Here is a 14,131-nt window from a genome sequence, read left to right as displayed (position 1 = left end):
CTTATACCGCAAAAACCTCATTGTTATGCAGCAATCCCTATTTATTGCTGCATAACATCACCCTTTTCATATCAAACGCTTTGTCTCAATGCTACTGTGCATGCAATCGAAATAATTTATAATCCATTTTTAATAATTTTAATGCGCAGCGTTGTACCATGCTGCGTTATCGAAATTGTGCGAATTTAAAGACAAAAAAGAGGATGCTTATAATGCGCTTATTACACACAATGCTTCGCGTTGCTGATTTAGATAAATCAATTGAATTTTATACGCAGGTATTAGGTATGAAAGAGCTGCGCCGTGCAGACAACGAAGAGTACCGCTACACCCTTGCTTTTGTCGGTTATGGTGACGAAAAAGATTCGACCGTGCTTGAGCTTACTTATAACTGGGATACAGACAGCTATGATTTAGGTAATGCATACGGTCATATTGCTATCGAGTTTGATGATATTTATAAAGCCTGCGAAGACATTAAAGCTGCTGGCGGTAATGTGAGTCGTGAGCCGGGTCCTGTAAAAGGTGGCACAACTGAGATCGCATTTGTTAAAGACCCTGATGGTTATGCAATTGAGTTAATCCAGAAAAAAGATAACAACACTTTTTGATTCATACTGGCTATTTCAGCGGTTGCTGAGATAGCCAGTTTGCGAGTGCTTTTTCAAGTTCAGCAAAATTAATTGGCTTTGCGATATGGTCACTGATACCAATTTTTGCGCTATTTTCGATGTCGTCTTTCATAGCATTAGCACTAACCGCAATAATCGGCGTATCAAAATCTGGCCTTGCAAGTAAGTTTTCGCTGGCAGTTAATCCATCCATCACCGGCATTTGGATATCCATTAAAATCAGTGCGTAATCTTGTGTTAGGGTTTTCTAACAGGCAATTTGTCCGTTTTCTGCCAATTCATAATTTAGACCTAATTGAGTTAAATACTTAGTGATTACAATTTGGTTAATCGGGTTATCTTCAGCAATTAATATTGGCTTGTCGACGGCTTTAAAATCGAACTGAGTATCTTCATCTGATTGGTGTTCTTTTGCACTAGCGTCCTGTGGGTTTAGTGATTTAAAATTAACATTAATGGTAAACTCGGTACCTTTGCCAAGCTCACTGTCGATACCAATAGTACCTCCCATCAAATCAATCATCCCCTTACTGATGGCAAGCCCAAGACCGGTCCCTCCATATTCACGAGTAGTACTACTTTGCGCTTGAACAAAGGGATTAAACAGGGCCGTTATTTTATCTTCAGCGATACCAATGCCTGTATCTTTTACCGATATCACGACGGCTGTCTGGTGTTCATCTCGGCTTTGCAGAGTAAGCGAAAGAATTATCTCTCCTTGATTGGTAAACTTAACGGCGTTAGAGAGCAAGTTTATCAGCACTTGTTTAACACGTATTTCATCACATTCTACATTCAGCGAATGTAATGAGGAGACCTCAAGTCGGCAGCCAACCCCTTTGGCATCACAACTCGGTTTAAATAGTAAGATTAGGTCATGGCAAAGCGCGACTAAATCACATTGTCGCGACTCGAGCTCTATTTTATTGGCCTCTATTTTTGAAAAGTCGAGAATATCGTTAATCACGGTTAATAACACATCACTACAGTTATTAATTTGCCTTACAAACTCTGCTTGCTCTTGTGTTAGCGTGCTTTTATTGAGTAGCTGCAAAAAGCCCACAATACCATTCATCGGAGTACGTATTTCATGGCTCATATTGGCTAAGAATTGGCTTTTAACTTGCTCAGAGCGCTCAGCGCGAAGTTTTTCTAATTGCAATGAAGTAATTTGTATATCAATGGTATCAGCCATGCTGCTGAGGGAATCTGCAATATCTTTAAACTCTTGATAATGAAAATCGTCGGTATCTTGTTTGTAATTACCTAATGCATATTCTCGGCTAAGAGCAGTAATACGATTTAGTGGGTTATGGAGACGTGCCGTCAACCAACGCACTGAAATAAATGAAATAATAGAGAGTCCTACAATTAACAACCCTGCCAATATAGCCGTTTGCTTTACAGCGCTGGTGTAGGTGGTTTTTGCTTCATTAATTTGGAACTGTAAACTGGTTGGCTTACCTGCATAAAAAACATTACTGATTGAGGCCTGCCCCATTAATTTGCCGTTATCGCCAGCATCGCCCACGCTATATAAAATGTTATCTTGTGCAGTAATTTGTACCTGCTTACCTGCTTGATAAACCGGTTGTTCATTATGTATTGCAAGCCACTTTAACGCCTCTGATAAAGGCACAAAAGACACTAACACGCCCGTTTTGATTATTGGCTCACTAAGAGAATCTTGCTCATGTAACAACTTAGATGTAATTGCCAGTAAAGCATTTTGTTTTGCCTGTAGAGGTGCAAGTAACTCAGTGACTTGGGGGTTATCGATAATTTGAATTGTGTTTTGCTCTATTGATGTTTGAGCACTGTCGAGAATGCTTTTAGTAAGTTTATAATTCAAATTTAAAGAGGTAATAGGATAACCTTCAACTATAAAGCCTTGATTATCAATTACAATCGATGCTTTTATCTGTGGATTCTGGGCAACAAACTCCTGCAGTTGTACAAGCGCGAACTGTGAGTACACCACTTTATTGGGCAGTTCTGTAATCGCTTTAGTGCTACTAAGCAATTGGCTATTTTTCTCAAGCTTAAATAAGAGTTGTTCAAGGCTGGCCGCATTATTTCTAGCTTGCCATTGCAAACTCGTATTTGCTTGGTCAATTGAACTTAAATAGAATCGCCCTATCATCAAACCTGCAAGGATAAGTAGGGGAATAATGACCAGTAGTAATACACTGATAAATAAGGCTCGACTAAAGCGTGGACTACTCATTCATCCCCTTCATTGGCAATCGAACGCTCTGCCAACCCTTGCATAAAAAGCCCCGCTTGCTCAGCAGTTAAGGCACCACTGCCATAACGAATAAAGCCTTTATTTAATACTTCCCACACGATGATCATAGATGCGGTTGAAGGCATAGGTTTTGTGAATTGTATAGCATCAATTAAGGTTGATAACTCAGTGCCTTGTTGTGCTTTTAGATTATTTAACACATTAGTATTAACGGGGATATCTTGAAGTTTTTGCCAAACCAGTGTTTGGAATTTTTCCGCTTGAACCAATTTAGCAAATTTGATCAAGCTCTCTTTATTTGCGCCATTTAAGCCATCATTTGGAAATGCCAGCACAAAGGTTGAGTAGTAAGGCTGCATATACTCACCATTGAGTTTCGGTAATTGTTGTATTCCTAAATTATTACCCAATGCCTCTTCATACGTTTTTAATGCCCATGCACCATCAATGGTGAAAGCGGCTTGCTGTGCTTTAAATGCATTATTTGAGCAAGTGTAATCGCACTGCCTATCAACCAGATTTTGTTTATTTAAACCCCAAACAAATTTGAGAGCCGATTGCATTGCTGGTGTATTTAGCTGAACATGATTATCTACAATTAGGTCGCCATTAAAAGCCGATAAGAACGGGATAAACCAATACATTTCCATAAAACTCCACGTAACGAGTTTCACTTTTTCAGGTAATGTTGGTTGAATTTGGTATATATCCTGCCAATTTTCTATTGGTTGTTTAACAAACTGTTTATTATAAAAAAGTAACAAGTGATTCCCTTGAATGATAGGTATACCTAAGAGCTTATTGTTGAGCTTTGCAGTTTCTAAGGTTCGCTTGTCTGTGGTATCAGCTATGAGTGAGTCTGGAATGGTGCTGTAGTTGGCATATTTATCAAGGCCTAAGTGATCAGCGGGTACAATAACAACGTCTGTTGAGGTGCTGGTACTAGTATTTTGTACCAACCTTACCTTTAGCGCCTTTTGGTCAACCAATACAGAGTTAACAGTTAAACCGCTTTGCTCTGCAAACTCACTAAGCAATTGGTTAAAATGTTCATGCTTCATGGTATGGGCTAGGTTTATAGTTGCTGAATAGCAATCAAACGTCGCTAGTATCACCGCCAGCCAAAATACTCGCCACACGCTAATGTCTACTCAAAATGAATTAAAATTACTTTTTAGTTAAGCACATATGCCTTAAATTGCCCAGCCTAATCAAGGGTTTTCTTAAATCTAAATGCAGCCACAGCCAAGCCCAAAATAGTAAAAGCTAAAAGCCAAAGTAAGTCACTGCTCATACTTATTAAATTGACATCTTTTAGCACTACTGCGCGTATTAACCTTAGGTAATGCGTTGCGGGCAGGCACTCAGCAAGCCATTGCGCTGCCTTTGGCATACCTTCATAGGGAAATACAAAACCTGACAATAAAATAGAGGGTAACAGAATAAAGATTGTCATTTGCATTGCTTGAAGCTGGTTTTTAGCGATGGTCGAAAGTACTAAGCCAAGCACTAAACTGGCACATATAAAAGCAAAAGTTGCGATAACTAATGCGACTAAACCGCCACCAAAAGGAATGTGAAACAAGAGCTTACCCATACCTAATATAATAAATAACTGAATAAAACCAATGAAGATATAAGGCACCACTTTACCGATCATTAATTCAAGCGAGCTTAACGGTAAGGTGATTAAGAGCTCCATATTACCTCGCTCTTGCTCTTTAACAATGGCAGCAGAGGTAAACATAATCATCGTCATGGTTAAAATAACAGCAGCTAAACCTGGCACAATATTCACTGCAGAGCGTTGCTCTGGGTTATAAAATAAGGTCGTCTCAAAGGTTGGGTAAGTTCTATTCGCAGGCTTATCGAGAAGCTCTGCAAGCGGCATATTGCGCAGCGATTTTATGCTCGACGCTACCATTGTATCTGAGCCGTCAACTAACCAATGCGCAATTGGCCTAACTAACGACTCATTACTGCCATCAGGCAAACCAAAACCAACTGTTGGGTGCTGAGCAAGTCGGTTTGCCACATCGTGGGGTATAAACAGCACAGCACGCACTTTCGCACTGGCGATTGCTGTTTTTGCCTGTTCAATACTGCCGTAATAATCCGTCACTTTAACCACATTTGTCGCCGATACTGTTTGTACTAAAATGCGACTGAGCGCAGTTTGACTATGATCGACCACTGCAACAGGAATATCTTTAACGTTGGTGTTAATAGCGTAACCAAATAGAATCAGTTGGATAAGGGGGATCATCACCACCATCGCAAAGGTCATTCTATCGCGGCGTAATTGTAATAATTCTTTGCTTACAATTGCTTTTATGCGGCTTAATGAAGTCATAATACTCATTGTCTGCCCAGCCCTGTACAGGTGACAAACACGTCCTCAAGGCTTGGACGCACACTATTTACTTGCCATGTATCCTGGCAGAATGATTGCTGTTTTATGAACTCAACGGGGTCTTGAACATCTTTTTTTACTAATACTCGCAGCTGTGCACCTAATTGAGTGGCTGAGATAACATGGTCGATTGTTGCTAGCTGTTTTTTTAATTCTCTGGTTTGCGCCCCTGCGATTTCAACAACATGAGCGTGCATGTCTGTCATTAATTGCTTTGGAGAGCCATCCGCGCGTTTAATACCAGATTCTAAAATGGCTAAACGATGACAACGCTCAGCTTCATCCATGTAATGGGTGGTGACTAATATCGTGGTACCGGCATTACTTAAATCAAACAGTGTTTCCCAAAAGTCACGGCGATTTTGTGGATCTACAGCCGATGTTGGTTCATCAAGAAATAAAATTTTCGGTTTATTAATCACTGCAGCAGCCAATGCTAAGCGCTGCCGTTGGCCTCCACTCATACTTCCGGCCATTTGATCAACTCTTTGATCAAGACCATAGGTATGGAGCAATTCGTCAATTCTTTGTTGTTTTTGCTGCTTTTTAAAAGGGTAAAGCGCCGCCATGAACTTTAGGTTTTCAAGTACAGTCAAGTCACTATAAAGTGAAAACTTTTGCGTCATATAACCAAGTTGCGTTCTGAGCTTTTCAGCATCTTTTGGCAGACTTAAGCCAAGCACGTTGATATCACCTGAGGTTGGCTTCAATAACCCCGTAAGCATACGGATTGCTGTCGTTTTACCACAGCCATTAGGGCCCAAAAAGCCATAAATTTGCCCTTGCTCCACGTCTAGATCAAGGTTATCAATCGCTTTTAAATCGCCAAATTGTTTTACCAAACCTTTGGCATGGATCACCGATTCAGTCATGGCATAATCACTTGAGCAGGTACGCCTGTCGGTAAATTATTTTCACTTACCGGTAGTGTTACCTCAGCAAGATACATTAATCTCGCACGCTCTTCCTGATTAAGGGCATAAAAAGGCGTGAACGCAGGCTCTGAGGCAATCCAGGTCAGTTCACCCTGTATATCTTTATCTATGCCATCGACACGAACCGTAAGTGTCATGCCCTGATTGAGCTTGGCACGATATGGTTCAGGGATATATACGCGAGCGTAAGGTGCGCTGTTTGCTTGAATAATAACGACAGGGCTGCCTTTAGTAACTCGCTCACCTACGTGCCAAGGTAAATTATCGACCCTGCCAGCACGCATCGCTTTAATTGTCAGATCTGAGAGGTATTTTTGCTGTACTTTTAGTTCTGCTTCTGCCGCCTGAACTTGCGCTTTCGCACTATTAATATCTTCAACGCGAGAACCATTTGTTAACTCATTTAAGTTCTGCTTTGCTGATTCTAAATTAGCAAAAGTCTCATCTCGTGCAGCGGTAGCACTATCTAAGGTTTCTTGGCTTGCGAGTTTATCCTTAACTAAGGTTTTTGCACGGCGAAAATTAGCTTCGCTTTGCGTATATGCAGCATTAGCTGCTGCTACTTTGGCTGATGCGGCAGCAACTTCTTCGGGGCGAGCACCATTCAAGGTTTTTTCAAGAAATGCAGTGGCTTGAGCTAATTGAGCTTGTGCTTTAGCAACAATCGCTTGTTGTAGTTCAGCATCGAACTTTGCAATCACCTGCCCTTTTTCGACCAACTGGCCTGCTGAGACGGGTAAATCGATCAGTATTTCGTTAGTCGTTGCAGGATGGATCACACGCTCACGCTCAAGCGTTCCTAGCGCTACTCCCTCATTTGAGTCTGAGCAAGCAGTAATGACTAAAGAAATTAGAATGAATACAACACGTTTAGCTAACATTTTAATTTCCTTATGGTTAGCTGATGAGTTGCTAAATACTATAAAGTAATAAAATGATCAGTAAAAGTGTTCAATTGGAATTAAAGTTTTAGAAATTTATGGAGTCTATATCGTAAAGATATATGGAGAATAAGAAATATTAAGTTGAAAAATCTTAGTTCTATTTGAAATGATATATAGATAGTCTTTCCAACACATCAACTTACTTAAAGTAAGTGGCGTCCCCAAGAGATTTGTACTCTTGATAACGTCGTGCATAGATTGCGCGGTGTTCATCGCCCCACTACACATAAGCAACTTGAATAAGTGGCGTCCCCAAGGGGATTCGAACCCCTGTTACCGCCGTGAAAGGGCGGTGTCCTAGGCCTCTAGACGATGGGGACGCAGAAATTGGTTTGCAAATCACTGATATGCTATTTCTGCGTAAGATGAGACCGAGCCTGCGAGGCGAATGGCCTTAGCTTAAACAGAAAGTTTCTGTGTCACTAGGACAACTGAATAGTTAAACTCGATTCAGACGAGCTCTTAACAACACAACACTTAAAGTAAGTGGCGTCCCCAAGGGGATTCGAACCCCTGTTACCGCCGTGAAAGGGCGGTGTCCTAGGCCTCTAGACGATGGGGACACATAATGTGTCACTAGGACAACTGAATAGTTAGACTCGATTCAGACGAGCTCTTAATAACACAACACTTAAAGTAAGTGGCGTCCCCAAGAGATTCGTACTCTTGATAACGTCGTGCATAGATTGCGCGGTGTTCACCGCCCTACTACACATAACCTACTTAGATAAGTGGCGTCCCCAAGGGGATTCGAACCCCTGTTACCGCCGTGAAAGGGCGGTGTCCTAGGCCTCTAGACGATGGGGACACATAATGTGTCACTAGGACATTAAATGATAGTTTGACTCATATCGGAGTTAAGGTTACTAAAATAACATGTAAGTACTCGAGACCAACATATTTATTCTCTTGGCAATTGCTCACTTACTAAGAGTAAGTGGCGTCCCCAAGGGGATTCGAACCCCTGTTACCGCCGTGAAAGGGCGGTGTCCTAGGCCTCTAGACGATGGGGACGCAGAAAACTGCAACCCTAGGACAAACACTATGCAAATCTGGTGGAGCTATGCGGGATCGAACCGCAGACCTCTTCGCTGCCAGCGAAGCGCTCTCCCAGCTGAGCTATAGCCCCGACTTGCATACACACCACCAATTAATGTTGGTTGTGTATCGCTGAGTGCGGGGCGCATTCTATGCAGCCCCCCAAATAAAGTCAACAGTTTTTTATCTAAGTTTATTTAAATGATTTAAATTTCAACAAGCTGACTAAATATCAATCCGTTGCGGAGGTATTTTATACAAAGTGCTATCAAATTAGCTATTTTGGGCTAATTGCATCGCTGGTTTGTTATCAATGACTCTCTGCTTTTGAGTTTACTCTCTAAAAAAAGGTATACATTTATATGCAAAATAAAATTCGTTATTTAAAGCTTTAAATAAAACGACTTTCCCCTTCCCTGCTTTGTTTTAATAGTGCTAACTAGAATGCAATTAACTGATACAAATTTATCGGTATGAAAAAACTGTTTTAAAAATTTACTGTATTCATATCATTTGGAATGATTTACCTAGGTCATAAAGCTATAGATCCAAGTCTAAATATAAGCTTATGAATATAAATTGCATATTTGTTCGCCAAAAAATGCTTAAATGCCATGCCATTGTTTATAAAAGCTGCATCTAACACATTTTTACTCATTCAAGTGTTGACACATTTACAACTCTATCTATAATAGCGCCCCACAACAACGCAGCAATGAGTTGTTTTAGATATGGGTCGTTAGCTCAGTTGGGAGAGCATCGCCCTTACAAGGCGAGGGTCACTGGTTCAAGTCCAGTACGACCCACCATTATTCCCTAATGGTGTTCATATCTAAATTCTTAATGGGTCGTTAGCTCAGTTGGGAGAGCATCGCCCTTACAAGGCGAGGGTCACTGGTTCAAGTCCAGTACGACCCACCATTTACTTTCTCTTTATAAAGAAAGTTTTGGTGGTCCTTCCATTAAGAAGATATGCTGTATGTAATATGGGTCGTTAGCTCAGTTGGGAGAGCATCGCCCTTACAAGGCGAGGGTCACTGGTTCAAGTCCAGTACGACCCACCATTTTAAAATGGTGTTTCATATTACAAAAATCTAAATGGGTCGTTAGCTCAGTTGGGAGAGCATCGCCCTTACAAGGCGAGGGTCACTGGTTCAAGTCCAGTACGACCCACCATTAAACAAACTTTGATGGTGTTTTCATTTAGATTATTCTTCGCGGGTCGTTAGCTCAGTTGGGAGAGCATCGCCCTTACAAGGCGAGGGTCACTGGTTCAAGTCCAGTACGACCCACCATTTACTTTTTAAAGCAAAAAGTTAAAAATGGTAGCGAAGAAAAAGATTATATGGGTCGTTAGCTCAGTTGGGAGAGCATCGCCCTTACAAGGCGAGGGTCACTGGTTCAAGTCCAGTACGACCCACCATTACTTTTTGAAGCAGAGAGCATCGCAACTCTTTACAACGAAAAGGCTCGGTGGTTAAGTTCAGTAAAACCAACCATTTAATCTAAAACAAAATTTATATGTGGGTCGTTAGCTCAGTTGGGAGAGCATCGCCCTTACAAGGCGAGGGTCACTGGTTCAAGTCCAGTACGACCCACCACATATAAATACTTCATTAAATACTTTCTTTAAAGCTTCCTTGTTTTATCTCTAGTTTTCAAAAGCATCGCCACCCTTTACAAAACATAGGCTCGATGATTCAGGTCCAGTACGACCCACCACATATAACAACCGCTTCTACTTGATCTGACTCCATAAAAGTAGACACCTTTTTGGAGTCAGTAATCATGAAAGTAAAACCATATCGTAAACATTCACTCGAATTTAAAATAAAAGTCGTTCAAGAGTCGTTAGACACCACAGATACAGTTAAGATGGTCGCTAATAAATACGGTATTCATCCTGACATGCTATCAAGTTGGAGAAGTCACATGACCTCGAAGAAGAAAACAGCAAAGCCATTAAAGAACCAAGGCCCAGAAAAGTCATACACAGATTTAGAGCGCCAAATTCGCAAACTTGAGAAGCAACTCGAAGATGCTCAGTTGGAGAATGACGTTTTAAAAAAGGCGAAGGTCTACTTCGACAGCCTAAAAGAATAAGGTTCGAATATATCCACAAGGTCACAGATGCCAAACGCACAGTGAAGAAGTTGTGCAGTTGGTTATCTGTGTCGCCAGCTGGGTATTATAAATGGTTAAAGCAATTACCTAGCACACGCCAGAAAGAGAACAGTTCGTTACTTAAGTTTCTAAAGCATATTAGCGACCAGGAGCACTGTATCCCGGGCTATAGAAAGCTTTGGGAAGCAGCGGTAGCGCATGGCTTTGATTGTAGTAAAGGACGTGTGCAGAGGCTATTACAAAGCGTTGGCTATCGTTCAAAGTCAGGTAAGAGGCGCTATACAAGCCGCGCGAAGAAAGAAGGTACAATCAAAGCGAGTAACTTACTACGACGCCAGTTTAAAGTTGATACAGCAAATACCGTGTGGGTTTCAGATATCACTCAAGTACGCTGTAAAGATGGTTGGCAGTATTTATGCGTCATCCTTGACTTGTACTCTCGTAAGGTTGTTGGCTGGGTAACAAGCCGGATAAACAACGCCGAGTTAGTTATTAAAACACTGAGAAAAGCATGGTCAGCACGCCAACCTGATGGTTCGAATTTGCTCTTTCATTCAGACCAAGGAGCCCAGTATGTCGCAAAGGAAACAGTGAAGTGGTTAACTAATAGAGGTGTCACAGTGAGTATGTCTAGAAAAGGCAACTGCTGGGATAACGCATGCTCAGAAAGCTTCTTCGCGCAGTATAAAAAGGAGTGGATAAAGAATTTAAATGAACTGAGTCGTAGTGAAATGACAACACAAACGTATTTTTATATTGAAAAATACTACAACTCAGTAAGAAGGCATGGCACCCTAGGCTATAAAAGTCCCATGCAATACGAACAAGTTAATTAAACCCCGTGTCTACTTTATCGGGGTCAGATCAAAAAACTGATAGCTGATAGCTGACAGCTGATGGCTGAAAGCTTTTCAGGCATAAAAAACCCTAACCAATTGGCTAGGGTTAAAAAGTGGTACCAGTAGGCGGACTTTTACTTATTCCAGTGCCACGCCCTGCGTGGCGCTCAAGTCCGCTAACTACTTTTCAGGCATAAAAAAACCCCAGCAAAACTGCTGGGGTCATAAAAGTGGTACCAGTAGGCGGACTTGAACCGCCACGCCCGAAGGCAACGGATTTTGAATCCGTCATGTCTACCAATTCCATCATACTGGCTTCATTTTTCTTTAACCTTCTAAACACGAGAAGATAAAGAAAAACCACTTTAGAGCAAGAGCTTTTTTAACTGCTTTTGTCTCTATGCCAAGCATTATACAAAGAATGGGTAAGGCAGCAAGCGTTTTGTGCGGCGTCACTGATCAACCGCACAATAATTAAACAAGTTGTTAACTTTAGAGTTTTGGCATCATTCGCGAAACAATCGCCTGACAATCGATATCATGACTCAGGCAGCCGTACTGACTAAACCCTGCACTACTTAAACGACTTTTTACAAACGCATCGGCAATAAGTGGCTCGCCAAATTGTAGTAGTGTTGCTGCTTGCCAAAGTAGCGCGAGCTTTTCAATTATACGCCGAGCATGCATTTCAAGGTTTGCAGTATCTGTAAGCATACCTTTAAGCTCATCGAGCTTTATCGCAAAATCGGGGTGCAAACTGCGCGCTTTTTCAAGTTCATTGATAAGCACCTCAAGTGACTCAGGCTCACGACTGAACACGCGTAAAAGATCAAGGCATTGCACATTACCAGAGCCTTCCCAGATAGAGTTAACCGGTGCTTCTTTATAAAGTCGGCTGGTAATGTTGTCTTGAACATAACCCACGCCACCAATACATTCCATAGCCTCATAAGTGTGCTGCACTGCACGCTTACAGATCCAATATTTACCGATTGCTGTGGAGCTACGTATTAATGCCACTTCATTGCTATCATTTTGGTTATCAAGGGCATTGGCAATACGCATTGAAATGGCTAGTGCAGCCTCTGCTTCGATAGCTAAATCTGCCAATACATTGAGCATGAGTGGCTGTTGATGCAAGTTTCTACCAAACACACTACGCCCAGCGGTATGCCAAATTGCCTCTTTTACTGCTTGTAACATCAGCGAGCTTGAACCCAACATGCAGTCATAACGAGTTAGAGCAACCATTTGAATAATAGTGGCAATGCCTCGTCCCGGCTCGCCGAGTAACCAGCCATGCGCGCCTCTGAATTCAATTTCAGAACTCGCATTTGATTGATTACCTAATTTACTTTTTAAGCGCTGAATATACATGGCATTTTTCTCGCCAGTTTCGAGCCAGCGCGGCACTAAAAAGCAAGATAACTGCTTGTCATCGGTATTAGCGAGTACCAAAAAGGCGTCGCTCATAGGCGCTGAGCAAAACCATTTGTGGCCGGTTAAAGCATATAATTGCCCTGCACCACTTTCATTGATGGCGTCTGCTTTAGTGGTATTAGCCCGAACATCAGAGCCGCCCTGTTTTTCGGTCATCGCCATACCTATGGTGACACCTTTTTTCTCTGTCCAAGGCTTATTGTCAGAATCGTAATGATTTGCCAGTATTTTAGGTAGCCACATAGCCGCTACATTTTCTTGACTCGCAATGGCAGGCACACTAGCAAACGTCATGGTTAATGGGCAACCAGAGCCCGAATCAGCATGATTGTGTAGCACCGCCATTACCGCTCTTACAACATGGCTACCGGCTTTCTTTTGCTGCCAAGGCAAAGCGCAGTGCCCTTGCTCTATAGCATGCTGCATTAGCTGATGGTAACTTGGATGATAATCAACTTGGTCTATGCGTTCGCCAAAGCGGCTGTGAGTTGTTAATTCGGGTAAGTGTTTGTTTGCTAAGAACCCAGCTTGCAGTAATACACCTCCCACTTGCTCCCCAAACGCCGTTAAATGCGCAGTTCCCCATTCCCCAGCAAAACGATTTTGCCAGTATTGAAGTACCCTGTCGGCCTCATAGGCGTTGTAGTTTTCAAGTGGTTTGGGTTGATTAAATACTTGGTGAGTTTCGCTTTGAGAAACGGCCATAACTGTGTGCTCATTTTTATTATTTTCTCAACTATAGCAGGTCAGACCTGTTTGTCGACTTGCTAAACGGCCGTTAAGTATTTCTTGTTTGCGAAGGACTTTGCTAAACTACTGCGCAATTTAATTGGACGAGATTGTTTATGTCAGCTGAGTTTCCACGTGCCGGTTTCTGGCGCCGCTTTGCCTCTTTAATCTACGATACCTTGGTTATCATTGCCTTTGCGATGCTGACAACCGTACTGTATTTATTAGCTGTTCAAGGGCTAATTTCTTTAGACTTACTAAGTATTGGTGACGCTGAAGATGTATCTGCTTTCATTCAAAACTCGCCATTACTGTATGGCATTCGCAGTGTGTTATTAGTGATAGTGAGTGTTAGTTTCTTTAGCTATTTTTGGGCTAAGAGCGGCCAAACAATTGGTATGCGCGCATGGCGTTTAAAGGTGCAAACTCTCGATGGTCATTTAATTAGCTGGCATCAAGGCGCACTTAGAGCCATTACTGCACTATTAGGTTTAGGTAACTTAGTGGTGTTGGTCGATTTTAAAAATAAGCGTGCCTTACAAGATTACATCGCAAAAACAGAAATAATCACCCTCACCAAAGAAGAAAATAAACGTATTTATCGCTCACTTGATTAAGTGATTAAGCAATACAGCAAGCACAAAAAAGCGTGGCTCAAACCATAATGCTTGTCAGTTAAGAACTGGCAAGCATTTTTTTTGGTTTCCGCTCTGGGTATCGACTAGGTCTCTTTTTCACACACCTTGGATAATGTCTTTCTCTCCGCTCTGGCAGTACAAAGGTTTCAGC

General features: G+C 41.8%; 9 protein-coding genes, 13 tRNA genes and 1 pseudogene. 10 read left to right on the top strand and 13 right to left on the bottom strand.

Translation table 11 applies throughout. The features are described 5' to 3' along the window. Positions 1-212 precede the first annotated feature (212 nt). A complete protein-coding gene (gloA, locus tag ABMY41_RS13150; protein ID WP_054553771.1) occupies positions 213-611 on the top strand; it encodes a lactoylglutathione lyase in 399 nt (132 codons plus the stop codon). A 10-nt stretch (positions 612-621) separates the two neighbouring features. Here the strand turns inward: gloA and ABMY41_RS13145 are convergent. From ABMY41_RS13145 to ABMY41_RS13095, 11 genes and pseudogenes are all read right to left on the bottom strand, one after another. Then, positions 622-858 (bottom strand): annotated as a pseudogene (locus ABMY41_RS13145) (response regulator); the annotation flags it as partial. Positions 859-879: 21 nt separating this feature from the next. Beyond that, positions 880-2,859 (bottom strand): ATP-binding protein, encoded by a 1,980-nt coding sequence (locus ABMY41_RS13140; protein WP_349274968.1) that lies wholly within the window; start codon positions 2,857-2,859, stop codon positions 880-882. Further along, a complete protein-coding gene (locus ABMY41_RS13135; RefSeq protein ID WP_252948911.1) occupies positions 2,856-3,941 on the bottom strand; it encodes an extracellular solute-binding protein in 1,086 nt (361 codons plus the stop codon). Before ABMY41_RS13135 ends, ABMY41_RS13140 begins: the two co-directional genes overlap by 4 nt. 146 nt (positions 3,942-4,087) lie before the next feature. Further along, on the bottom strand, positions 4,088-5,233 hold the full coding sequence (locus tag ABMY41_RS13130; protein WP_349274966.1) for an ABC transporter permease: 1,146 nt from the start codon (positions 5,231-5,233) through the stop codon (positions 4,088-4,090). 5 nt (positions 5,234-5,238) lie between these two features. Continuing rightward, positions 5,239-6,165, bottom strand: a complete 927-nt coding sequence (locus ABMY41_RS13125) for an ABC transporter ATP-binding protein (RefSeq protein ID WP_175083179.1) — start codon at positions 6,163-6,165, stop codon at positions 5,239-5,241. Further along, entirely contained in the window at positions 6,162-7,109 is a 948-nt protein-coding gene (locus tag ABMY41_RS13120; RefSeq protein WP_175083178.1) for an HlyD family efflux transporter periplasmic adaptor subunit, read from the bottom strand. The genes ABMY41_RS13125 and ABMY41_RS13120 overlap by 4 nt, the downstream gene beginning before the upstream one ends. Before the next feature lie 307 nt (positions 7,110-7,416). After that, a tRNA-Glu gene (locus ABMY41_RS13115) sits at positions 7,417-7,492 on the bottom strand. A 167-nt stretch (positions 7,493-7,659) separates the two neighbouring features. Beyond that, positions 7,660-7,735: transfer RNA gene (locus ABMY41_RS13110), tRNA-Glu, on the bottom strand. A gap of 169 nt (positions 7,736-7,904) precedes the next feature. Then, positions 7,905-7,980, bottom strand: a tRNA-Glu gene (locus ABMY41_RS13105). A gap of 130 nt (positions 7,981-8,110) precedes the next feature. Then, positions 8,111-8,186: transfer RNA gene (locus ABMY41_RS13100), tRNA-Glu, on the bottom strand. Between the two features lie 39 nt (positions 8,187-8,225). Beyond that, positions 8,226-8,301, bottom strand: a tRNA-Ala gene (locus ABMY41_RS13095). A gap of 642 nt (positions 8,302-8,943) precedes the next feature. Between ABMY41_RS13095 and ABMY41_RS13090 the strand changes: the two genes are divergently transcribed. The 8 genes from ABMY41_RS13090 (at position 8,944) to ABMY41_RS13055 (ending at position 11,170) form a co-directional block, all read left to right on the top strand. Next, positions 8,944-9,019: transfer RNA gene (locus ABMY41_RS13090), tRNA-Val, on the top strand. 36 nt (positions 9,020-9,055) lie between these two features. Beyond that, positions 9,056-9,131: transfer RNA gene (locus ABMY41_RS13085), tRNA-Val, on the top strand. Positions 9,132-9,198: 67 nt separating this feature from the next. Continuing rightward, positions 9,199-9,274: transfer RNA gene (locus tag ABMY41_RS13080), tRNA-Val, on the top strand. A 36-nt stretch (positions 9,275-9,310) separates the two neighbouring features. Then, a tRNA-Val gene (locus ABMY41_RS13075) sits at positions 9,311-9,386 on the top strand. A 43-nt stretch (positions 9,387-9,429) separates the two neighbouring features. After that, positions 9,430-9,505: transfer RNA gene (locus tag ABMY41_RS13070), tRNA-Val, on the top strand. Positions 9,506-9,557: 52 nt separating this feature from the next. Continuing rightward, positions 9,558-9,633: transfer RNA gene (locus tag ABMY41_RS13065), tRNA-Val, on the top strand. 102 nt (positions 9,634-9,735) lie between these two features. After that, positions 9,736-9,811, top strand: a tRNA-Val gene (locus tag ABMY41_RS13060). Positions 9,812-9,998: 187 nt separating this feature from the next. Continuing rightward, positions 9,999-11,170 (top strand): IS3 family transposase gene (locus ABMY41_RS13055; protein ID WP_349274963.1). Its coding sequence is split into 2 segments (ribosomal slippage): positions 9,999-10,272 and positions 10,272-11,170, totalling 1,173 coding nucleotides; the frame shifts between segments, so codons are not numbered across the junction. Between the two features lie 234 nt (positions 11,171-11,404). Here the strand turns inward: ABMY41_RS13055 and ABMY41_RS13050 are convergent. Continuing rightward, a tRNA-Leu gene (locus tag ABMY41_RS13050) sits at positions 11,405-11,489 on the bottom strand. 176 nt (positions 11,490-11,665) lie between these two features. Continuing rightward, positions 11,666-13,318: an acyl-CoA dehydrogenase family protein gene (locus ABMY41_RS13045; RefSeq protein ID WP_349274961.1), complete on the bottom strand. Its 1,653-nt coding sequence runs from the start codon at positions 13,316-13,318 to the stop codon at positions 11,666-11,668. Between the two features lie 140 nt (positions 13,319-13,458). Here ABMY41_RS13045 and ABMY41_RS13040 point away from each other — a divergent pair, with 140 nt between their 5' ends. Beyond that, positions 13,459-13,959 carry an RDD family protein gene (locus tag ABMY41_RS13040; RefSeq protein WP_349274959.1) on the top strand — a complete coding sequence of 167 codons (501 nt, stop codon included), beginning with the start codon at positions 13,459-13,461 and terminating at the stop codon, positions 13,957-13,959. The last annotated feature ends 172 nt before the right edge of the window (positions 13,960-14,131 follow it).

Source organism: Pseudoalteromonas sp. BZA4, from assembly GCF_040104395.1.
Lineage (GTDB): Bacteria > Pseudomonadota > Gammaproteobacteria > Enterobacterales > Alteromonadaceae > Pseudoalteromonas.
Note: the sequence above shows the minus strand (reverse complement) of the source record. Positions and strands in the feature narration are given on the sequence as shown.

What these genes read in the sequence shown, in the direction of transcription:
- gloA (WP_054553771.1), top strand. Translation starts at nt 213, where the DNA reads ATGCGCTTATTACACACAATGCTTCGCGTTGCTGATTTAGATAAATCA.
- ABMY41_RS13140 (WP_349274968.1), bottom strand. Translation starts at nt 2,859, where the DNA reads ATGAGTAGTCCACGCTTTAGTCGAGCCTTATTTATCAGTGTATTACTA.
- ABMY41_RS13135 (WP_252948911.1), bottom strand. Translation starts at nt 3,941, where the DNA reads ATGAAGCATGAACATTTTAACCAATTGCTTAGTGAGTTTGCAGAGCAA.
- ABMY41_RS13130 (WP_349274966.1), bottom strand. Translation starts at nt 5,233, where the DNA reads ATGACTTCATTAAGCCGCATAAAAGCAATTGTAAGCAAAGAATTATTA.
- ABMY41_RS13125 (WP_175083179.1), bottom strand. Translation starts at nt 6,165, where the DNA reads ATGACTGAATCGGTGATCCATGCCAAAGGTTTGGTAAAACAATTTGGC.
- ABMY41_RS13120 (WP_175083178.1), bottom strand. Translation starts at nt 7,109, where the DNA reads ATGTTAGCTAAACGTGTTGTATTCATTCTAATTTCTTTAGTCATTACT.
- ABMY41_RS13045 (WP_349274961.1), bottom strand. Translation starts at nt 13,318, where the DNA reads ATGGCCGTTTCTCAAAGCGAAACTCACCAAGTATTTAATCAACCCAAA.
- ABMY41_RS13040 (WP_349274959.1), top strand. Translation starts at nt 13,459, where the DNA reads ATGTCAGCTGAGTTTCCACGTGCCGGTTTCTGGCGCCGCTTTGCCTCT.